19 protein-coding genes are annotated in these 19,214 nt (G+C 68.9%); 6 read left to right on the top strand and 13 right to left on the bottom strand.

Translation table 11 applies throughout. The annotated features are described in order from the left end of the window. Positions 1-29: 29 nt before the first annotated feature. Genes AB4Z46_RS00810 through AB4Z46_RS00800 form a run of 3 tightly spaced genes read right to left on the bottom strand, consistent with a single transcriptional unit; the run spans position 30 to position 2,778 of the window. Positions 30-1,001 (bottom strand): TRAP transporter substrate-binding protein, encoded by a 972-nt coding sequence (locus AB4Z46_RS00810; RefSeq protein ID WP_442281569.1) that lies wholly within the window; start codon positions 999-1,001, stop codon positions 30-32. 47 nt (positions 1,002-1,048) lie between these two features. Then, a complete protein-coding gene (locus AB4Z46_RS00805; RefSeq protein ID WP_442281568.1) occupies positions 1,049-1,939 on the bottom strand; it encodes an SMP-30/gluconolactonase/LRE family protein in 891 nt (296 codons plus the stop codon). Between the two features lie 5 nt (positions 1,940-1,944). Continuing rightward, positions 1,945-2,778 carry an NAD-dependent epimerase/dehydratase family protein gene (locus AB4Z46_RS00800; RefSeq protein WP_442281567.1) on the bottom strand — a complete coding sequence of 278 codons (834 nt, stop codon included), beginning with the start codon at positions 2,776-2,778 and terminating at the stop codon, positions 1,945-1,947. Positions 2,779-2,843: 65 nt separating this feature from the next. Here AB4Z46_RS00800 and AB4Z46_RS00795 point away from each other — a divergent pair, with 65 nt between their 5' ends. From AB4Z46_RS00795 to AB4Z46_RS00780, 4 genes are all read left to right on the top strand, one after another. Then, entirely contained in the window at positions 2,844-3,656 is an 813-nt protein-coding gene (locus tag AB4Z46_RS00795; protein WP_442281566.1) for a FadR/GntR family transcriptional regulator, read from the top strand. A 105-nt stretch (positions 3,657-3,761) separates the two neighbouring features. Beyond that, entirely contained in the window at positions 3,762-4,736 is a 975-nt protein-coding gene (locus AB4Z46_RS00790; RefSeq protein ID WP_442281565.1) for a Bug family tripartite tricarboxylate transporter substrate binding protein, read from the top strand. A gap of 60 nt (positions 4,737-4,796) precedes the next feature. Beyond that, entirely contained in the window at positions 4,797-5,708 is a 912-nt protein-coding gene (gene kdgD, locus AB4Z46_RS00785; protein WP_442281564.1) for a 5-dehydro-4-deoxyglucarate dehydratase, read from the top strand. Between the two features lie 38 nt (positions 5,709-5,746). Further along, positions 5,747-7,183 carry an aldehyde dehydrogenase family protein gene (locus AB4Z46_RS00780; RefSeq protein WP_442281563.1) on the top strand — a complete coding sequence of 479 codons (1,437 nt, stop codon included), beginning with the start codon at positions 5,747-5,749 and terminating at the stop codon, positions 7,181-7,183. Positions 7,184-7,292: 109 nt separating this feature from the next. Here AB4Z46_RS00780 and mog read toward each other — a convergent pair whose 3' ends face one another. Both mog and yjgA read right to left on the bottom strand, forming a co-directional pair. After that, complete coding sequence (gene mog / locus AB4Z46_RS00775) at positions 7,293-7,847, bottom strand: molybdopterin adenylyltransferase (protein WP_442281874.1); 555 nt, start codon at positions 7,845-7,847, stop codon at positions 7,293-7,295. 35 nt (positions 7,848-7,882) lie between these two features. Continuing rightward, a complete protein-coding gene (gene yjgA / locus AB4Z46_RS00770; RefSeq protein ID WP_442281562.1) occupies positions 7,883-8,539 on the bottom strand; it encodes a ribosome biogenesis factor YjgA in 657 nt (218 codons plus the stop codon). A 58-nt stretch (positions 8,540-8,597) separates the two neighbouring features. Here yjgA and pmbA point away from each other — a divergent pair, with 58 nt between their 5' ends. Both pmbA and AB4Z46_RS00760 read left to right on the top strand, forming a co-directional pair. Further along, positions 8,598-9,968 (top strand): metalloprotease PmbA, encoded by a 1,371-nt coding sequence (pmbA, locus tag AB4Z46_RS00765; RefSeq protein ID WP_442281561.1) that lies wholly within the window; start codon positions 8,598-8,600, stop codon positions 9,966-9,968. Positions 9,969-10,249: 281 nt separating this feature from the next. Continuing rightward, a complete protein-coding gene (locus tag AB4Z46_RS00760; protein ID WP_442281560.1) occupies positions 10,250-11,452 on the top strand; it encodes an ammonium transporter in 1,203 nt (400 codons plus the stop codon). Between the two features lie 124 nt (positions 11,453-11,576). Here AB4Z46_RS00760 and AB4Z46_RS00755 read toward each other — a convergent pair whose 3' ends face one another. From AB4Z46_RS00755 to nirD, 8 genes are all read right to left on the bottom strand, one after another. Further along, positions 11,577-12,029 carry an NUDIX domain-containing protein gene (locus AB4Z46_RS00755; RefSeq protein ID WP_442281559.1) on the bottom strand — a complete coding sequence of 151 codons (453 nt, stop codon included), beginning with the start codon at positions 12,027-12,029 and terminating at the stop codon, positions 11,577-11,579. Between the two features lie 2 nt (positions 12,030-12,031). Beyond that, positions 12,032-12,481, bottom strand: coding sequence for a GatB/YqeY domain-containing protein (locus tag AB4Z46_RS00750; RefSeq protein ID WP_442281558.1), 450 nt, complete (start codon positions 12,479-12,481; stop codon positions 12,032-12,034). 110 nt (positions 12,482-12,591) lie between these two features. Beyond that, positions 12,592-12,804, bottom strand: coding sequence for a 30S ribosomal protein S21 (gene rpsU / locus AB4Z46_RS00745; RefSeq protein WP_007833691.1), 213 nt, complete (start codon positions 12,802-12,804; stop codon positions 12,592-12,594). Positions 12,805-12,903: 99 nt separating this feature from the next. Further along, entirely contained in the window at positions 12,904-14,142 is a 1,239-nt protein-coding gene (locus AB4Z46_RS00740) for an NAD(P)/FAD-dependent oxidoreductase (RefSeq protein ID WP_442281557.1), read from the bottom strand. A gap of 10 nt (positions 14,143-14,152) precedes the next feature. After that, positions 14,153-14,941, bottom strand: a complete 789-nt coding sequence (cobA, locus tag AB4Z46_RS00735) for a uroporphyrinogen-III C-methyltransferase (RefSeq protein WP_442281556.1) — start codon at positions 14,939-14,941, stop codon at positions 14,153-14,155. Beyond that, on the bottom strand, positions 14,938-15,870 hold the full coding sequence (gene ybiB / locus AB4Z46_RS00730; protein WP_442281555.1) for a DNA-binding protein YbiB: 933 nt from the start codon (positions 15,868-15,870) through the stop codon (positions 14,938-14,940). The genes cobA and ybiB overlap by 4 nt, the downstream gene beginning before the upstream one ends. Positions 15,871-15,894: 24 nt before the next feature. Next, positions 15,895-18,714 carry a nitrate reductase gene (locus tag AB4Z46_RS00725; RefSeq protein ID WP_442281554.1) on the bottom strand — a complete coding sequence of 940 codons (2,820 nt, stop codon included), beginning with the start codon at positions 18,712-18,714 and terminating at the stop codon, positions 15,895-15,897. Between the two features lie 111 nt (positions 18,715-18,825). Beyond that, positions 18,826-19,206 carry a nitrite reductase small subunit NirD gene (gene nirD, locus AB4Z46_RS00720; protein ID WP_442281553.1) on the bottom strand — a complete coding sequence of 127 codons (381 nt, stop codon included), beginning with the start codon at positions 19,204-19,206 and terminating at the stop codon, positions 18,826-18,828. Positions 19,207-19,214: the final 8 nt, after the last annotated feature.

The raw sequence follows: 19,214 nt of genomic DNA, 5'->3' as shown, positions 1-19,214 counted from the left end.
GGAGAGGGGCAGGGTGGGAACGACCGGACCTACTTGGTTTCCTGCACGCGCTTGACGAGGTCCTTGAGCCTCGCGTCGACGATGAACTTGTCGTAGACCGGCTTCATCGCGGCCTGGAACGGGGCCTTGTCGATCTCGATGATCTCGGCGCCGCCGGCCTTCACGGTCGCGAGCGACTTCACTTCGCGCTCTTCCCACTGCTTGCGCATGTAGGGCACCGATTCCTTGGCGGCCTGGCGCAGCCAGCCCTGCTGCTCGGGCGTGAGCTTGTCCCAGGCGCGCTTGGAGAACAGCAGCATTTCGGGGGCCATCGAGTGCTCGGTCTTGGTGTAGTACTTGGCGACCTCGAAGGCGCGCGCGCTTTCGTAGGTCGGGTAGTTGTTCTCGGCGGCGTCGATCAGGCCGGTCTTGAGGCCGGTGTAGACCTCGCCCATCGGCATCGGCGTGGCGTTGGCGCCCATCGCCTCGAGCATCGAGACCCACAGGTCGGACTGCTGCACGCGAACCTTGAGCCCCTTCATGTCGGCGAAGCTGCGCACCGGCTTCTTGGCGGTGAACATCGAGCGCGCGCCGCTGTCGTAGTAGGCCAGGCCGATGAAGCCCTGCTTCTCGCAGGACTTGAGGATTTCCTCGCCGATCGGGCCGTCGAGCACCTTGTGCAGGTGGTCGACCGAGCGGAACAGGAAGGGCATGGTCGGCACCTGCGTCTCGGCGCAGATGTTGTTCATCGGCGCGATGTTGACGCGCACCATCTGCAGCGCGCCGATCTTGGCCTGCTCGATCGTGTCCTTCTCGCTGCCCAGGGCGCTGTTGTTGAACACCTTGATGCTGTCCTTGCCGCCGGAGAGCTGCTTCAGGCGGTCGCTCATGAACTTGACCGCGGTCACGGTCGGGTAGTCGTCGGGGTGGATGTCGGCCGACCGGAACTCGGTGGCCTGGGCGGCCATCGCGGTCATGCAGGCCGCGATGGCGACGATGAGTGCGTGCTTGTTGAACTTCATTTGTCTTCCTCTGCTGGTGGTTGTCGTGATGCTTTGAATATTCGGGTTCAGGCGCCGAAGGCCGGCTCCGGAATGCCCTGGGTGCCGGGCCGCAGCGCGAACACGCCGCCGGCCAGCGGCTGGTCCGCGAGGTCGCCACCCGGGCGGATCGAGGTGACGAACAGCGTGTCGAGCTTCGGCCCGCCGAAGGCGCACATCGCCGGCTTCTTCACCGGCAGCTCGAGCGAGCGGTCGAGCCGGCCTTCGGGCGTGAAGCGGTGCACCAGGCCGGCGTCGTTGCCGCAGATCCAGTAGCAGCCGTCGGCATCGACCGCTGCGCCGTCGGGTCGACCGGGCAGGGGATTCATGTCGACGAAGACGCGCCGCCGCGAGGGGGTGCCGGTGGCGGTGTCGTAGTCGAAGGCCCAGACGGTCTGCACGCTCGGGTGCGAGTCGGACAGGTACATCGTGCGGCCGTCGGGGCTGAAGGCGAGGCCGTTGGGAACGATCAGGTCTTCGAGCTGCAGCGAAGGCGCGGTGCTGTCCTTGTCATGCCGGTAGAGCCGGCCGACGCGCGCGCCGGCCGCCATGTCGATCCGCATCGTGCCGGCCCAGAAGCGGCCCTGGCGGTCGCAGCGGCCGTCGTTGAAGCGCATGCCGGGCGCGGCGTGCGCCACCTCGGCGAGCCGGGTGGCGGCGAGTTGTCCGTCATCGCGCGGCGCGATCGAGAACAGGCCGCTTTCCATCCCGGCGATCCAGGCGCCGGGCAGATCGGCGCGCGGCGCGATGCAGGCGGGCATTTCCTCGCTGGTCCATTGCGTGTGGCCGGCGGCGGACCAGCGGTGCAGCGCCCGTCCCGGAATGTCGACCCAGTACAAGGCCTCTTCGGCCATGGACCACACGGGGCTCTCGCCCGTGCCGCAGCGCGCGTCGACCACGAGTTCGGCCTGGCTCGCCATGGTGCTCAGTCTCCGAAGGGGCCTTGGGCGGTGAAGGCGCCGCCCTGGTAGATCGCATTCGGATCGCCGGGCGCCACCGGCGGCTGCGCCTCGACCTTGGCGCGGAACACCTCCGAGCTGTCCTGCGGCACGAAGCCCAGGTGCGCGGCCGCCGCGTTGTCCCACCAGACGTCGCGGTTGGCCGACATGCCGTAGACCACCGTGTGCCTGACCGCGGGCGTGAAGAGCGACTTCTCGATCAGCGTGGTCAGGTCGCGGTAGCTGAGCCAGGTGCTCATCATCCGGCGGTTGAGGGGCTCGGGGAACGAGGAGCCGATGCGGATGCTCACGGTCTCGATGCCCCAGCGGTCGAAGTAGAACTGGGCGACGTCCTCGCCGAAGGACTTCGACAGGCCGTAGTAGCCGTCGGGCCGGCGCGCGACATGGGCGTCCAGGGGCTCGGTCTGCTTGTAGAAGCCGATCACGTGGTTGGAGCTGGCGAACACCACCCGCTTGACGCCGTGCCGGCGCGCCGCTTCGTAGATGTGGAACACGCCCTTGATGTTGGCCTCGAGGATCTCCTCGAACGGCCGCTCCACCGAGACGCCGCCCAGGTGCACGATCGCGTCGCAGCCGGCCACCAGCGCATCGACCGCTTTCTTGTCGGCGAGGTCGCAGGGCACGACCTCTTCGTGCGGCCCCTCGGCCGGCGCCATCGCCGCGATGTCGGACACCCGCAGCACCGCCGCATACGGGCGCAGGCGCTCGCGCAGGACCTTGCCGAGGCCGCCCGCGGCGCCGGTCAGGAGCAGGCGTGCGACTTGCGGCGAGGAGGAGGGCGTGGAAGAAGGGGCGCTCATGATGTCTCTGCTGAAGTCGTAAGTTATCGGTTGTCGTACAACGTGGAGGCGATTATCATCATCGGATGTCGAACCTGTCAACGGGGTCAACCGCAACCACCGAAGCCGCCGCCCTCGGCGCCACGCCGCGCCGCCGGGTGCGGGGCCTCGCGCATGGCCTGGTCGACGACCTGGGCGAGAAGATCCGCAGCCAGCAGCTGCGCCCGGGCGACAAGCTGCCGACCGAGTCGGCCATCATGCAGGCCTATGGCGTGAGCCGCACCGTGGTGCGGGAGGCGCTCTCCAAGCTGCAGGCCGGCGGGCTGGTGGAAACGCACCACGGCATCGGCACCTTCGTGCTCCAGCCGCGGGCGGCAGGCATGTTCCGGCTCGAGGCCTCCGACATCGCCACCTCGGTCGACGTGCTGGCGGTGCTCGAGCTGCGCATCAGCCTGGAGACCGAATCGGCAGGGCTGGCCGCGACCCGCCGCACCGAGGAGCAGCTCGCCGCCATGCGGCAGGCGCTCGACGATTTCGAGCACAACGTGACCGTGGCCGGCGATACCGTGGCGCCCGATTTCCGCTTCCACCTGCAGATCGCGCAGGCCACCGGCAATCCCTATTTCGCGGACATCATGAGCCATCTCGGCACCACGATCATCCCGCGCACGCGCATCACCGCGATCCGCAACCACGACCCGCGCGGCGAATACCTGAGCCGGGTGAATCGCGAGCACGAGGAGATCTACGCGGCGATCGCGCGGCGCGATGCCGAATCGGCGCGCGCGGCCATGCGCATCCACCTGACCAACAGCCGTGAACGCCTGCGGATCGCCCAGGAGGCGGCCCGGCTCGACGCCGACAAGGCGGCTGCGGCCAGCCAGGCGCCGGCGGCCTGAGGGGCGAACGGGCCATTGCTGGACATCGCTTCGAACTAGTTGTACGATGACTGATGACATCGCTGCCATGCGACGCTCATTCCTCAACGATCCGGAGACCCACCCATGACCTTGAATCGACGCCATCTCGTGCTCGGCGCTCTCGGCGGCAGCCTGCTGGCGGCCGGCGCGGCCCGAGCCGCCGACGCCTGGCCTTCGAAGCCGATCCGCATCGTCGTACCGTATCCGCCCGGCGGGTCGTCCGACATCATTGCGCGCTCCATCAGCCAGCCCTTGTCGGAGGCGCTGAAGCAGTCGGTGATCGTCGAGAACCGGGCCGGCGCCAACGGCAACCTCGGCGCCGACCTGGTGTCCAAGGCCCAGCCGGACGGCTACACGCTGCTGCTGTGCGACGTCGGCGCGCTGGCGATCAGCCCGTCGGTCTATACCAAGCTGCCCTTCGACCCCGCCAGGGATCTGCGCGGCGTGACCATGCTGGCCTACTCGCCGCATCTGCTGGTGGTGCATCCCTCGGTGCCGGCCAGCAACCTGAAGGAACTGATCGCGCTGTCGAAGAAGTCGGACCTCAATTTCGCGGTCACCGCCACCGGCAGTGCGCCGCACCTGGCCGGGGTCGCGCTGGAACGCGCGAGCGGCGCGCGCTGGCAATACGTGCCCTACAAGGGCGGCGTGCAGGCGGTGCAGGACACGGTGGCCGGCCAGACCCAGGTGCTGATGAACGGCATGCTGGCGACGCTGCCGCATGTGCAGAGCGGCAAGCTCAAGGTGCTGGGGGTGTCCAAGGGCACGCGCATGCCGCTGATCGGCGAGGTGCCGACCATCGCGGAGCAGGGCGTGCCCGGCTTCGAGTCCGGCACCTGGCAGGGCGTGCTGGCACCGCGCGGCACGCCCGAGGCGCTGGTGCAGCGCCTCAACAAGGAGCTGATCGCGATCATCCGCTCGCCCGACATCCGCTCGCGCCTGGCCGGCCAGGGCGCCGAGGTCGTGACCATGACGCCCACCGAGCAGGACCAGTTCTTCGAGAAGGAACGCGCGCGCTGGGCCAAGGTCGTGACCGCCGCCCAGATCAGGCTGGACTAGGGCGTCCCGACCCCTCCAACCCTTCCTTGCTTACTTCCACCCACCCCCTCTGTTCTTCACATGAATCCCCAAGAACTCAAATCCATCATGGGCTCCGGCCTGCTGTCCTTCCCGCTGACCGATTTCGACCGCAACGGCGACTTCGACAAGAAGAGCTACGAGAAGCGCCTCGAATGGCTGGCGCCCTATGGCGCGAGCGCGCTGTTCGCGGCCGGCGGCACCGGCGAGTTCTTTTCGCTCACCGGTGACGAGTACCCCGGCATCGTCCAGACCGCGGTCGACACCTGCCGCGGCAAGGTGCCGATCATCGCGGGCGCCGGCGGCCCGACGCGCTTCGCCATCCAGTGCGCCCAGGCCGCCGAGAAGGCCGGCGCGCACGGCGTGCTGCTGTTGCCGCACTACCTCACCGAGGCCGGCCAGGACGGCCTGGCGGCGCATGTCGAGGCGGTCTGCAAGAGCGTCAAGTTCGGCGTCATCGTCTACAACCGCGGCCAGAGCAAGCTCTATCCCGCCACGCTCGAGAAGCTGGCCGAGCGCTGCCCGAACCTGGTGGGCTTCAAGGACGGCATCGGCGACATCGAATTGATGAGCGCGATCCATCTGCGCATGGGCGAGCGCTTCGCCTATCTGGGCGGCTTGCCGACGGCGGAGGTCTATGCCGCGGCCTACAAGGCGCTCGGCACGCCGGTGTATTCATCGGCGGTGTTCAATTTCATCCCCAGGACCGCGATGGATTTCTACGCCGCGGTGGCCAAGGACGACACTGCGACCCAGCACCGCCTGCTGAAGGACTTCTTCATGCCCTACCTGGAGATCCGCAACAAGGGCCAGGGCTACGCGGTCAGCATCGTGAAGGCCGGCGCGAAGATCGTCGGCCACGACGCCGGACCGGTGCGCACGCCACTGACCGAGCTCAAGGCCGACGAGTACCAGGCGCTGGAAGCGCTGATCGCGAAGCTCGGGCCGCAGTAAGCTGCCTGTCTCCACCTCGATTCCCAAGGACTCCTGCCATGCAGAACTTCGACAACCTCATCAACGGCGAATGGCGCGCGGCTGCCAGCTACAGCGCCAACGTCAACCCGAGCAACCTCGGCGACGTGCTGGGCCAGTACGCGCAGGGCGACACCGCCCAGGTCGACGCCGCGGTCGCGGCCGCCACCGCCGCCTTCCCGGCCTGGTCGACGGGCGGCATCCAGGCGCGCTCCGAGGCGCTGGACAAGATCGGCAACGAGATCCTGGCACGCAAGGAAGAACTCGGCACGCTGCTGTCGCGCGAAGAGGGCAAGACCCGCGCCGAAGGCATCGGCGAGGCGACCCGTGCCGGCCAGATCTTCAAGTTCTTCGCCGGCGAATGCCTGCGCCTCTCGGGTGAGGTACTTCCTTCGGTGCGCCCCGGCATCGGCGTCGAGATCACGCGCGAGCCCGTGGGCGTGGTCGGCCTGATCACGCCGTGGAACTTCCCCATCGCGATTCCGGCCTGGAAGATCGCGCCGGCGCTGGCCTTCGGCAATTGCGTGGTCCTGAAGCCCGCCGACCTGGTGCCGGGCTGCGCCTGGGCGCTGGCCGAGATCATCAGCCGCTCGGGCATCCCGGCCGGTGTGTTCAACCTCGTGATGGGCCGCGGCAGCGTGATCGGCGATGCGCTGGTGAGCCACCCGGGCATCCATGCGATCAGCTTCACCGGCTCGGTCGGCGTCGGCCGCAACATCGCGGTGCAGTGCGCCACGAATCACAAGAAGGTGCAGCTCGAGATGGGCGGCAAGAACCCGCAGGTGGTGCTGGACGATGCCGACCTGAACCAGGCGGTCGAGCTCAGCGTGCAGAGCGCCTTCTATTCCACCGGCCAGCGCTGCACGGCGTCGAGCCGGCTGATCGTGACCGAGGGCATCTATCCGAAGTTCATCGAGGCCATGAAGGCCCGGATGGCGAAGATCAAGGTCGGCGATGCGCTGGCGCAAGGCACCGACATCGGGCCGGTCTCGTCGCGCTCGCAGCTCGACCAGGACCTGGAGTACGTCGCGATCGGCAAGGGCGAAGGCGCCACGCTGGCGGCGGGCGGCGAACGGCTCAAGCTCGATACCGACGGCTTCTACATGTCGCCCGCGCTGTTCAGCGAATCGGTGGCCTCGATGCGCATCAACAAGGAAGAGATCTTCGGGCCGGTCGCGAGCGTGATCCGGGTGAAGAACTACGAAGAGGCGCTGGCCACCGCCAACGACACCGAGTTCGGCCTGTCGGCCGGCATCGCCACGACCTCGCTGAAGTACGCGACCCACTTCAAGCGCCACAGCCAGGCCGGCATGGTCATGGTGAACCTGCCGACCGCGGGCGTGGACTACCACGTGCCGTTTGGCGGCCGCAAGGGATCGAGCTACGGGCCGCGCGAGCAGGGCAAGTACGCGCAGGAGTTCTTCACCGTCGTGAAGACGGCCTACACACTATCCTGATACCTTGCGGGACAGACCAAGAAACTGCGCAGCAGTTTTTGCTCTGTCCTCAACTGACTAGGTCTTGCGGGACAGACCAAGAAACTGCGCAGCAGTTTTTGCTCTGTCCTCAACTGACTAGACCTCGGATCGCGGACTTGGGCCGGAAGGCCTTGCAGACCGCGTCGTCGGTTTCGAGGTACGGCCCGCCGATCAGGTCGATGCAGTAGGGCACGGCGGCGAAGATGCCGGGCACCGCCTGCGAGCCGTCGGCGTTGCGCAGCCCTTCGAGCGTCTCGGCGATCGCCTTGGGCTGGCCCGGCAGGTTGATGATCAGGCTGCGCTCGCGGATCACCGCGACCTGCCGCGACAGGATCGCGGTCGGCACGAAGCGCAGGCTGACCTGGCGCATCTGCTCGCCGAAGCCCGGCATTTCCTTGTGGGCCACGGCCAGCGTGGCTTCGGGCGTGACGTCGCGCGGGGCCGGGCCGGTGCCGCCGGTGGTCAGCACCAGCGAGCAGCCGGCGTCCACCAGCTCGATCAGCGCCGCGCTGATGCCGGCCTGTTCGTCGGGGATCAGGCGCGACTCGAAGGCGATCGGATTGCGCAGCGCGCGCTGCAGCCATTCCTGCAGGGCGGGCAGGCCCTTGTCCTCGTAGACGCCGCTGGACGCGCGGTCGCTGATCGAGACGATGCCGATGCGGACCGGATCAAACGCCGTCATGCGTCGTCCTCGCGCGCCTGCTCGGCGGCCTCGTCGGCGAGGTCGGCCGTGCCATGCACGCGCAGTTGGGCGCGCACGATCTGGAACACCTCGCGGTAGGCCTTGCCCTGGCGCGGCGCTTCGCCCGGCGGGCCGGCCTTGATGTCCTTGCGGGCCTGGCGCACCAGTGCGCGCAGTTGCTGGGCATCGGTCGCCGGATGGGTCTCGATCCAGCCGCCGAGGGCGTCGTCGTCGGCGATCAGCCGGTCGCGCCAGCGCTCGGCCTCGTGCAGCGCCGCGGTTTCCTCGGCCGGCAGGCGATCCTGCTCGGCCAGGGCGGCGCGGACCGCGTCGAGGACCTCGGCGTCGAGGCCGCGCATCAGCTTGCCGATGAACTGCATCTGGCGCCGCTTGCCCTCGAAGTTGGTGATGCGCTTGGCGTCCTCGATCGCGTCCCTGAGCTTGTCGCCCAGGTCGAGCTTGTCGAAGAGGCCGGCGCGCAGGCCGAGCAGGGCTTCGCCCAGCGCCTGCAGTTCGGCGCTTTCGCGTTTGAGGTCGGTTTTGCTGGCTGCGTCGGTGCCCTTGAGCTCGCGCTTGAGCTCCAGATCGAGTTCACTGCCTTCGGCTACGAACTCGCCACGGACGAAGTAGCCTTTTTTGGGTTTGCGGGACATAGAGTCAATCGTTGGCCGCACCATCGGGAACAGGGGGCGCAAGTATCATAGCCAACACATGACCACATCTTCCTCGCGCGCCGATTCCGGCTTCGCCTACAGCCGTCCCTTCTTCGAAAACCTGGTCGATTCGGCCCTGGCGCACGCCAAAAAGCTCGGGGCGACCGATGCCGGCGCGGAGGCGTCCGAGGGCTGCGGCCTGAGTGTCTCGGTGCGCAAGGGCGAGCTCGAGAACGTCGAGCGCAACCGCGACAAGTCGCTCGGCGTCACGGTCTACGTGGGTCATCGCCGCGGCAACGCCAGCACCTCCGACTTCTCCGAGGCCGCGATCGCCCAGACCGTGCAGGCGGCCTACGACATCGCGCGCTTCACGGCCGAGGATCCGGTCAGCGGCCTGCCCGACGAGGCTGACATCGCCAAGGAGCAGCCCGACCTCGACCTGTTCCACCCCTGGGACGTCACGAGCGAGCAGGCGGCCCGGCTGGCGCTCGAATGCGAGGCGGCCGCCCTCTCGACCGACAAGCGGATCACCAACAGCGAAGGCGCCGGCGTCTCGGCGCAGCAGAGCCATTTCTTCAGTGCCCACACGCGCGGCTTCCGCGGCGGCTATGCGAGCTCGCGCCACTCGATCTCGGTGGCGCCGATCGCCGGCCGCGGCGACGACATGCAGCGCGACGCCTGGTACAGCTCGATGCGCTCGGCCGAAGAACTCGCGAGCCCCGAGGCGGTCGGGCGCTATGCGGCCGAACGCGCGCTGAGCCGCCTCAAGTCGCGCAAGATCAAGACCACCGAATGTCCGGTGCTGTTTGAGTCGCCGCTGGCGGCCGGGCTGCTGGGCGGCCTGGTGCAGGCCACCAGCGGCGGCGCGCTCTACCGCAAGAGCACTTTCCTGCTCGACTCGCTGGGCAAGAAGGTGCTGCCCAAGCACATCGACGTGGTCGAGGACCCGCATGTGCTGCGCGGCAAGGGCAGCTCGCCGTTCGACGACGAGGGGGTGGTCACCCGCAAGCGCAGGGTGGTCGATGCCGGGCGGCTCGAGGGCTATTTCCTCAGCACTTACTCGGCGCGCAAGCTGGGCATGAAGACCACCGGCAACGCCGGCGGCTCGCACAATCTCACCTTGACCTCGCGCCTGACGAAGAAGGGCGACGACCTCGACGCCATGCTTGCCAAGCTCGGCACCGGCCTCCTGGTGATCGAGCTGATGGGGCAGGGCGTCAACTACGTCACCGGCGACTACTCGCGCGGCGCCAGCGGTTTCTGGGTCGAGAAGGGGCGGATCGCGTTCCCGGTGCAGGAGATCACGATCGCCGGCAACCTCAAGGACATGCTGCTGGGGATCGAGGCCGTGGGCGCCGACGCCTACAACTACGGCGCCAAGACCACGGGCTCGCTGCTGGTCAATCGCATGAAGGTCGCGGGGGCATAGGCTCGCCCCCAGGTTGGGCTCACTGCGTGTAGCCCGCCCACCCCCTGCCGGGGGCAACACCGGCGGCCCGGCGAAGCCGGTTCCGCGGTGTTTCACCAGCGGGCCTGGCTGCGCCGGCCGCGAACCAGCGCGCTTTCCATGTCGGTGCGGGATGCAGCGATTTGGAGCGTGAGGCACCGCAGTGAAGCGGATTTGGCACCAAATTTGCTTTCGATTGGCGCGTCAGCCGGGTCATCCGGCGTGAGCGCACCACATCAACGCAAACCTCAACGCCAAACTCCATGGATGCACTGACTCGGGGCACGAACGCGCTTTTTCTTCTTCTCGGCGCCATCCTGGTGTTGTCGATGCATGCGGGCTTCGCCTTTCTCGAACTGGGAACGGTACGCAAGAAGAACCAGGTCAATGCGCTGGTGAAGATCCTGGTCGACTTCTCGGTGTCGACCATCGTCTATTTCTTCGTTGGCTTCGGTGTTGCCTATGGCACGCATTTCTTCGTCGGCGCCGATCGGCTGGCGATCGGCAGCGGCTTCGAGCTGGTGCGCTTCTTCTTCCTGCTGACCTTCGCCGCAGCGATCCCGGCGATCATCTCGGGCGGCATCGCGGAGCGGGCCAAGTTCTGGCCGCAGCTCATCGCCACGGCGGTCATCGTGGGCTTCGTCTACCCGCTGTACGAGGGTATCGCCTGGAATCGGGCTTTCGGCATCCAGGACTGGCTGGCCCGGGTGACGGGCAATGAGTTCCACGATTTCGCGGGCTCGGTGGTGGTTCATGCGATGGGCGGCTGGCTGGCGCTGCCGGCGGTCCTCCTGCTGGGCGCGCGCCGCAACCGCTACCGCGGCGACGGTTCGCTGAGCGCCCATCCGCCGTCGAGCATTCCGTTCCTGGCCCTGGGCGCCTGGGTGTTGTGCGTGGGCTGGTTCGGCTTCAACGTGATGAGCGCGCAGACGATCGACAAGATCTCGGGGCTGGTGGCGGTGAATTCGTTGATGGCGATGGTCGGCGGTACGCTGGCGGCGCTGGCGCTCGGCAAGAACGATCCGGGTTTCGTCTACAACGGCCCGCTGGCCGGTCTGGTGGCCGTCTGCGCGGGTTCCGACCTGATGCATCCGATCGGCGCGCTGGTGGTGGGTGGCGTGGCCGGCGCGATCTTCGTCAAGATGTTCACGCTGACGCAGAACAAGTGGAAGATCGACGACGTGCTCGGCGTCTGGCCGCTGCACGGGCTGTGCGGCACCTGGGGCGGGATTGCGGCAGGGATTTTCGGGACGCGGGCCCTGGGTGGCATCGGCGGGGTGAATCTCTGGGCGCAGCTCATCGGGGTGGCGATCGGCGTGGCCTGGGCGCTCGTCGCGGGCGCGGCGGTGTACGGCGTGCTGCAGGCCACGCTCGGGTTGCGCTTGTCGCAGGAAGAGGAATATGCCGGGGCGGATCTGTCGATCCACAACATCAGCGCCACGCCCGAGCGCGAAGTGAGTTGGTGACTCGCCCCCAGGTTGCCCGGCACTTCGTGTCCGGGCGCCCACCCCCTGCCGGGGGCAACACCAGCGGCCCGGCGGAGCCGGTTCCGCGGTGTTTCACGAAGGGGCCAGGCTGGCGCCGGCCGGTTCAGAGGGACAACGCGGAGCGGACTTTGTCGATGACCCGGACGTAGGGTGGGGCGAAGTTGTCCAGCGGGGCGTCGGGCGCCAGCCAGCTGAAGCTGAAGACCAGGCCGTCTTCCTCGGGGCTGCCCGAGGCGACGTGATCGAAGCTTTCGGGCAGCGGCGCTTCGGCGCGCATCAGGTAGACATGCCAGAGCTGTGGATGGCGGCGCTTGTTGCCCTCGACGCCCGCCTCGCAGTAGCGGTCGATGGTGCCCAGCGGCTCCAGTGCACCGGCGTAGGCGATGCCGGATTCCTCCAGCAGTTCGCGCCGCACCGCATCCTCGGGTGCCTCGCCGGGCTCGACCGTGCCCTTGGGCAACTGCATGCCGCGGTCCTCGGGGTGGCGGAACACCAGCAGGCGGCCCCGGCCGTCGACCAGGCAGGCGCAGGCCTTGAGGACCGGGCGCGCCTTCACGTTCAGGCGCCCGCGAGCGCGGCCTTCACGGCGGCACTGACCTGGCCCATGTCGGCCTTGCCGGCCAGCCGGGTCTTGACCGCGCCCATCACCTTGCCCATGTCGCCGGGGCCCTTGGCGCCGAGTTCGGCGACGATCGCCTTGACCTCGGCCGCGACCTCGTCGGCGCTCATGCGCTGCGGCAGATAGACCTCGAGCACCTTGATTTCGGCGGCTTCCTTGTCGGCCAGGTCGGTGCGGCCGCCCTGGGTGAAGGCGGTGACCGARTCCTTGCGCTGCTTGACCAGCTTGTCGACGATCGCAACGACCATCGCGTCATCGAGCTCGACCCGCTCGTCGACTTCCTTCTGCTTGAGGGCCGCGAGCAGCAGGCGGATGGTGCCCAGGCGCTCGGAGTCCTTGGCGCGCATCGCGGTCTTCATGTCTTCGGTGATCTGGTCCTTGAGGCTCATGGCTGGCTTTCGTAGAGGGGGCGAAAAAACAAAAGCCGCGGCAGGTATTCCCTGGCGCGGCTCGATCCGGCTTGAACCGGGCGGTGGCCCGAGGCCAACGCTGCGGGTGCTTAGTACAGCTTCTTGGGGAGCTGCATGCTGCGCACGCGCTTGTAGTGGCGCTTGACGGCCGCGGCCTTCTTGCGCTTGCGCTCGGCGGTCGGCTTTTCGTAGAACTCGCGGGCACGCAGGTCGGTCAGCAGGCCGAGCTTTTCGATGGTGCGCTTGAAACGGCGCAGTGCGACGTCGAAGGGCTCGTTTTCTTTTACGCGGATGGTGGTCATTTAGGAATCGGTTGGTTCAATTTGGCCTGGGGAGATCGAAGCCCCGGGCCGGGGTTCCTCAACTCAATAATGGGGTGGGCCGTTGAGGGATGGCCGAAGTTAGCCCGAGATTATAGCCTCAGCTTGGGTCTGCGGCGCCAGTGCCTGGGCGCAGGCGTGCGCGCTGGCCCAGGCCCACTGAAAGTTGTAACCGCCGAGCCAGCCCGTGACGTCCACCACTTCGCCGATGAAATAGAGGCCGGGCTGCTTGGATTCCATGGTCTGGGACGACAGGTCGCGGGTGTCGACGCCGCCGGCCGTGACCTCGGCCTTCTTGTAGCCCTCGGTGCCGCTGGGCGTGATCTGCCAGCGCGCGATGCGCTCCGCCAGCGCCGAGAGCGCCCGGTCGGCGGCTTCGTTGATGGGGCGCTGCAGCGCCGCGTCCTGGCCGACCCAGGCGTCCGCCAGCCGGGAGGGCACCAGCGCCGCCAGCTCGTTGCCGATCCGCTTGCGGGAGCGCTGCTTGGACTCGCCCAGCGCGGCCGCGACATCGGTGCCGGGTGCGAAATCGATGGTCAGCGGCGCCCCGGGCTTCCAGTAGCTCGAGATCTGCAGCACCGCCGGCCCCGACAGGCCGCGGTGCGTGAACAGCAGGTCTTCGTGGAACGTCATGCGCTCCTTCTTGCTGCCGGTCTCGATCTGCACCGGCAGGGCGAGGCCGGCCAGGCCCGCATACGGCTCCCAGGCCTCGCCGCCGAAGGTCAGCGGCACCAGCGCCGGCCGCGGCGCGACCATCCGCAGGCCGAACTGCGCGGCGACCCGGTAGCCGAAGTCGCTGGCGCCGATCTGCGGGATCGAGAGGCCCCCGGTGGCGACCACCACGCGCGGTGCCCGGACCGCGCCGCGGCTGGTTTCGATCCGATAGCCACCGTCGTCGGAAAAGGCAATCTCGCCGACGCTGCAGGGCTGCCAGTGCGCCACCCCGCCGGCCGCGCATTCGGCCAGCAGCATGTCGATGATCTGCTGCGAGGGGCCGTCGCAGAACAGCTGGCCCTTGTGCTTCTCGTGGAAGGCGATGCCATGGCGCTGCACCAACGCGATGAACTGCTGCGGCGTGTAGCGCGACAGGGCCGAGCGGCAGAAGTTGGGGTTGTCGCCGATGAAGTGGCGCTGCGGCGCGCGCACGTCGAGGTCGCGGTTGGTGAAGTTGGCCCGGCCGCCGCCGGAGATGCGGATCTTCTCGGCGATGCGCTCGGTGTGGTCCACGAGCAGCACCTTCAGGCCGCGCTGGCCCGCGAGGCTGGCGCAGAAGAGGCCGGCGGCGCCCGCGCCGATGACGACGACGTCGAAGGAGTTCAATGTGCCGCGCTCAGGTGCCGAAACGTGTCGACGGGACGCCGGCCTCGGCCAGCCCGCGCAACACGTCGCCGACCACGATCACCGAGGGGCTCGCCATTTCCGCGCTCGCGATGTCCGTGCGCAACCGCGCGAGCGTGGTCACGATGTGGCGCTGCTGCGGCAGGCTTGCGTGCTGGATCACGGCCACCGGCGTACCACCCGGCAGCCCGTGCAGCAGTTCGTCCTGGATATGGGCCACGCCCGAGACGCCCATGTAGATCACCAGCGTGAGGCGGGCGTCGCGCGCGGTGGCGGCCAGTTGGCGCCAGTCGGTCGGATGCTCGCCGGCTGCGTAGCCGGTCTTGGCATGGCCGGTGACGAACACCACGCCCTGCGCATGGTCGCGGTGCGTGAGCGGAACGCCGAGTGCCGTGACCGCGGCCAGTCCGGCCGTGATGCCGTTGACCACCCGCACCTCGATGCCGGCCTCGCGCAGGTGCTCGACCTCCTCGCCGCCGCGGCCGAAGATGAAGGGGTCGCCACCCTTCAACCGCACCACGGTCTCGCCCTCCTGCACCGCGGTGATCATGAGCCGCTCGATGAAGGCCTGCGGCGTGCTGCGGCAGCCGCCGCGCTTGCCGACGTAGACGATGCGCGCGTCCGGCCGGGCATAGGCCAGGATCTCGTCGTTGACCAGGTCGTCGACCAGCAGCACGGTGGCGGCCTGGATCGCCTTGACCGCCTTGAGGGTCAGCAGTTCGGGGTCGCCGGGGCCGGCGCCGACCAATGTGCAGCTGCCTTGGAGTGAAAGATGGCTCATGGGATCTCCGCGGTTTCGGTTTCTTGCGCCAGTTGCGCCAGTTGAAGGATCTGCGCAACCTGCTGCGCGATGGCATGAGGCACCGGCAGCTCGCCGGCCAGCACGCGTCGCGTGTAGCCGGCCGTGGTCTCGATGTCGATCTCCCTGGGCAGGCCGGGCACCTCGGCCTGGGTGCCCGGCTGCTGCGCCTGCAGCGCGATGCGTTGCCCGCGCACGAAGCCGTCGACCTGCGCCGTGCGGCGCGGGTCGGCCGCGCTCTCGCCTTCGAGGCCGCGCGAGAGCAGGGCGGTCATGCCGGTCAGCTCGAAGGTGGCGGCCATCGAGCGCGCGTACTCGGGATGGGTGTAGCTGCCGACCACCACGCAGTCGCCGACGCCGGGCTGCATCAGCTTGACCACGCTGTGGCCGGGATTGCGCAGGCCGACCACGCGGCGCACGTCGAGCAGGCGCTTGAGGCCGGGGCTCAGCAGTTCGGTGGGGGCGAACACCGCCTCGCCGTCGGCGATCGGGCGGATCGCCGCCAGCGCCGGCACGTCGAGCGCGGCCAGCACGTTGGACGCCAGCACCCGGGCCGATTCGGTGGCCGCGCCATGCACCAGCACCGGCAACCCTTCACGCGCCAGCAGCAGCGCCAGCAGCGGCGTCAGCACCGGCAGCCGGCGGGCGCCGTTGTAGCTCGGCAGCACCACCAGCGGCCGCCCGGTGGCCGGAAAGCGCGCCAGCCGGGCATGGGTGGCGTCGAGGAAGCCGGCCATCTCCTCGGGCGTCTCGCCCTTGATCCGCATCGCCAGGCAGAAGGCGCCCATTTCCAGGTCGGTGATGCTGCCGTCGAGCACCTGGCCGAACAGGTCCGTGGCCTGCGCGCGGTCGAGCGACTTGGCGCCGCGCGCGCCGCGGCCGATTTCCTTGATGTAGTGGCTGATTCCCATGGGTGCCCGATTGTCCCGCATGCCTTATGCCGGTTGGACCGTGGGCTTATGCCTCGCGGCGGAGGTGGCGCGCACCATGCGCTTGAGCTCGGGCAGGCAGGAGCCGCAGTTGGTGCCGCATTTCAAGGCCCCCTGGAGCCCCGCCAGGCGCTCGTCGTCGGTCCCGGACCCGGCGCCCAGCTGCGCCTCGATCGCGGTCTGCGTGACGCCGAAGCAGCTGCAGATGATCTTGCCGCGTGCGGCCACGCCGGCCGGTGCCGCGGCCCCGGGGCGCAGCAGCTGGCGGCCGTAGGCCTGGGCCGGCAGGCGGTCCTGCAGCAGCGCCTTGATCCAGGTTTCGGCGCGGGTGTCGCCGCCGAGCAGGAAGCCTTCGAGACGGGCGTCGCCGCCGTCGCGCACCAGGCGCACCGCGCGCCGTTGGCCGCGTTTGACATCGGCGTAGCGCAGGGTGTCGCTGCCGCCCAGTGCCAGCAGGCCTTCGATCTGCGCCAGGACCGCATCGGGCGGGGCCTCGTAGGCCGCGGCGCGGAACAGGATGCCGGTGCGTTCGGGTGCGCCGCCTTCCAGCGCGCCGCCGGCGCCGAAGGGCACGCAGCTCGCGAAGGGAAAGGACCGCATCAGCCCGCGCAGCGCGCCGGCGGTGTCCAGCGCCGCATCCTGCGGCAGCCAGGCGGCGGCGAGCAGCGACCAGGGCAGCTCGGCCTTCAGGATCTTGACGGCCGCATGCTTGAGCTCGGGCTGCTTCGAGTCGGGGCAGAAGCTCGGCGTCGTGAGCGCGTTGACGCCGGCCAGCCGCTCGCCCGTGCTCGAGCTGCCGCTCAGGTACTCGCCGCCCCAGTGCATCGCGATGAAGGCCTGGGACAGGCCGACCTCGGCACTGGCCGCGAGCGGCAGCACGATCGATCCGCGGCGCGAGGTCACGTGCACCAGGTCGCCCTCCACCAGCTGGCGGCGCGCCATGTCCTGCGGATGCATCTGCACGCTCGGCTCGGCCGCATGGCCGAACAGCCGGCCCAGCGTGCCGGTACGGCTCATGCCGTGCCACTGGTCGCGCAGCCGGCCGGTGTTGAGCGAGAAGGGATAGCGCGCCTCGCGCGCTTCGGCCACCGGCTTGTAGGGCGTGTCGACGAAGCGGGCGCGGCCGTCGGGGGTCGGGAACACGCCGTCCTCGTAGAGCCGCGCGCGGCCGGTCGTTTCGCCCTCCCGCAGCGGCCACTGCTGCGGCGCGGCCTCGAGCATCGCGTAGCTCATGCCGGTGATGTCGAGGTCGCGGCCGCGGGTGCTTTCGCGGTGCTCGTTCCAGACCGATTCGGCGCTGGCGTAGGGGAAGAGGGTGCCGGGGCTGTTCGGGCGCGCCAGGCGTGCTTCGAGCTTGCGCGCGAAGTCCACGCCGATCGCCCAGTCGCCGCGCGACTGGCCCGGCGCCGGCACCGCCGGGCGCACGCGCGAGATGCGCCGCTCGCTGTTGGTGACCGTGCCTTCCTTCTCGCCCCAGGTGGTGGCCGGCAACAGCAGGTCGGCGAAGTCGCAGGTCGAGGTGGTGGAGAAGGCTTCCTGCACCACCACGAACTCGCAGCGCTGGAGCGCGCGGCGCACGGTCGCCTGGTCGGGCATCGACTGGGCGGGATTCGTGCAGGCGATCCACAGCGCGCGGATCTCGCCGTCGGCGGCGGCCTGGAACATCTCGACCGCGGTCTTGCCGGGTGTGGCCGGAACGGCCGGCACGCCCCACAGCGCGGCGACTTCTGCGCGGTGCTGCGGGTTCGCGAGGTCGCGGTGCGCCGACAGCAGGTTGGCCAGGCCACCCACTTCACGGCCGCCCATCGCGTTGGGCTGGCCGGTCAGCGAGAACGGTCCCGCGCCGGGCTTGCCGATCTGCGCGCTCGCCAGGTGCAGGTTGATCAGCGCAGCGTTCTTCGCCGTGCCCGAGGACGACTGGTTCAGCCCCTGGCAATAGAGACTCAGCGTCGCCGCCGAGGTGGCGAACAGGCGCGCGGCCTGCAGCAGGTCGTCCTTCCCGATGCCGCAGATCTGCGCGACGCGATCGGGCGTGCAGTCGCGCACGGTGGCCTTGAGAGCGTCGAAGCCGCTGGTGTGCTCGGCGATGTAGCGGGCGTCGGTCCAGCCTTCCCACAGCATCAGGTGCAGCATGCCGTTGAACAGCATCACGTCGGTGCCGGGCTGGATGGCCAGGAAAAGGTCGGCGATCTCGGCCGTGTCGGTGCGGCGCGGGTCGGCGACGATGATCTTGAGCGCCGGGTTGGCGGCCTTCGCATCCTCGATGCGCCGGAACAGGATCGGGTGTGCCCAGGCCGTGTTGCTGCCGACGATGAAGAGGCAGTCGGCGAACCTGAGGTCGTCGTAGCAGGCCGGCGGTGCGTCTGCGCCCAGCGTCTTCTTGTAGCCGGCCACCGCGCTGCTCATGCACAGGCGCGAGTTGGTGTCGATGTTGTTGGTGCCGATGAGCCCCTTGGCGAGCTTGTTGAAGACGTAGTAGTCCTCGGTCAGCAGCTGGCCCGAGACATAGAAGCCGACCGCGTCCGGGCCATGGTCGCGGACCACCTGCGCGAACTTGTCGGCGGCGAGGTCGAGCGCCGGCTCCCAGCCGATGGCTTCGGGCGCGGCCGTGCGCTCGGCCCGCCGCATCGGCTGCAGCAGCCGTGTCTGCCGCGTGACGGCTGCGCTCGCGGTCAGGTGCAGCGTCGAGCCCTTGGTGCAGAGCCGGCCGAAATTGGCCGGGTGGTCCGGGTCGCCGCGCACGCCGGTGATCTGCGCGCCATCGGATTCGATGATCACGCCGCAGCCTACTCCGCAATAGGGGCAGGTGGAGCGTGTCTGGTTCACGATGCCAAGCCCCTGTTGCGGAGTTCTTCATTGCTCGCAAAGCGATTCGCCGCGCCAGCGGCGAGATCGCAGTAGGGGCAGGTGGAGCGTGTTTCGTTCATGGGGCTGCCTTCAAGCTGCGACAGGGCGCTTCGGGCCGGCCACCGGTCGCTCGAGGTCGGTGGCATGGGTCGCCAGTTCCTCGCCGTCCAGATGCACCACGCCGTCCGTCACCTTCACTGCGAAGCGCGGCGTGCATCCTTCGTCGGGCGACTTCGCGCAGCCGTCGTCGAGCCCGATGGCCCAGTTGTGCAGCGGGCAGGCCACGCTGGTGCCGAACACGATGCCCTGGCTCAGCGGACCGCCCTTGTGCGGGCAGCGGTCGAGCAGCGCGAAGACCTGGTTCTCGGCATTGCGGAACACCGCGACGTCGACACCCGCGGAACGGGCCACGCGCCGCGCACCCAGCACGGGGATGTCGTCGACGCGGCAGATGGGTTTCCATTCGTTCATGGTCGTGC

The organism is Variovorax sp. M-6 (genome assembly GCF_052114385.1).
Lineage (GTDB): Bacteria > Pseudomonadota > Gammaproteobacteria > Burkholderiales > Burkholderiaceae_C > Variovorax.
The sequence above is the reverse complement of the archived record's forward strand: the minus strand, read 5'-3'. Positions and strand labels throughout refer to the sequence as shown.

What these genes read in the sequence shown, in the direction of transcription:
- AB4Z46_RS00810 (WP_442281569.1), bottom strand. Translation starts at nt 1,001, where the DNA reads ATGAAGTTCAACAAGCACGCACTCATCGTCGCCATCGCGGCCTGCATG.
- AB4Z46_RS00805 (WP_442281568.1), bottom strand. Translation starts at nt 1,939, where the DNA reads ATGGCGAGCCAGGCCGAACTCGTGGTCGACGCGCGCTGCGGCACGGGC.
- AB4Z46_RS00800 (WP_442281567.1), bottom strand. Translation starts at nt 2,778, where the DNA reads ATGAGCGCCCCTTCTTCCACGCCCTCCTCCTCGCCGCAAGTCGCACGC.
- AB4Z46_RS00795 (WP_442281566.1), top strand. Translation starts at nt 2,844, where the DNA reads ATGTCGAACCTGTCAACGGGGTCAACCGCAACCACCGAAGCCGCCGCC.
- AB4Z46_RS00790 (WP_442281565.1), top strand. Translation starts at nt 3,762, where the DNA reads ATGACCTTGAATCGACGCCATCTCGTGCTCGGCGCTCTCGGCGGCAGC.
- kdgD (WP_442281564.1), top strand. Translation starts at nt 4,797, where the DNA reads ATGAATCCCCAAGAACTCAAATCCATCATGGGCTCCGGCCTGCTGTCC.
- AB4Z46_RS00780 (WP_442281563.1), top strand. Translation starts at nt 5,747, where the DNA reads ATGCAGAACTTCGACAACCTCATCAACGGCGAATGGCGCGCGGCTGCC.
- yjgA (WP_442281562.1), bottom strand. Translation starts at nt 8,539, where the DNA reads ATGTCCCGCAAACCCAAAAAAGGCTACTTCGTCCGTGGCGAGTTCGTA.
- pmbA (WP_442281561.1), top strand. Translation starts at nt 8,598, where the DNA reads ATGACCACATCTTCCTCGCGCGCCGATTCCGGCTTCGCCTACAGCCGT.
- AB4Z46_RS00760 (WP_442281560.1), top strand. Translation starts at nt 10,250, where the DNA reads ATGGATGCACTGACTCGGGGCACGAACGCGCTTTTTCTTCTTCTCGGC.
- rpsU (WP_007833691.1), bottom strand. Translation starts at nt 12,804, where the DNA reads ATGACCACCATCCGCGTAAAAGAAAACGAGCCCTTCGACGTCGCACTG.
- cobA (WP_442281556.1), bottom strand. Translation starts at nt 14,941, where the DNA reads ATGAGCCATCTTTCACTCCAAGGCAGCTGCACATTGGTCGGCGCCGGC.
- ybiB (WP_442281555.1), bottom strand. Translation starts at nt 15,870, where the DNA reads ATGGGAATCAGCCACTACATCAAGGAAATCGGCCGCGGCGCGCGCGGC.
- nirD (WP_442281553.1), bottom strand. Translation starts at nt 19,206, where the DNA reads ATGAACGAATGGAAACCCATCTGCCGCGTCGACGACATCCCCGTGCTG.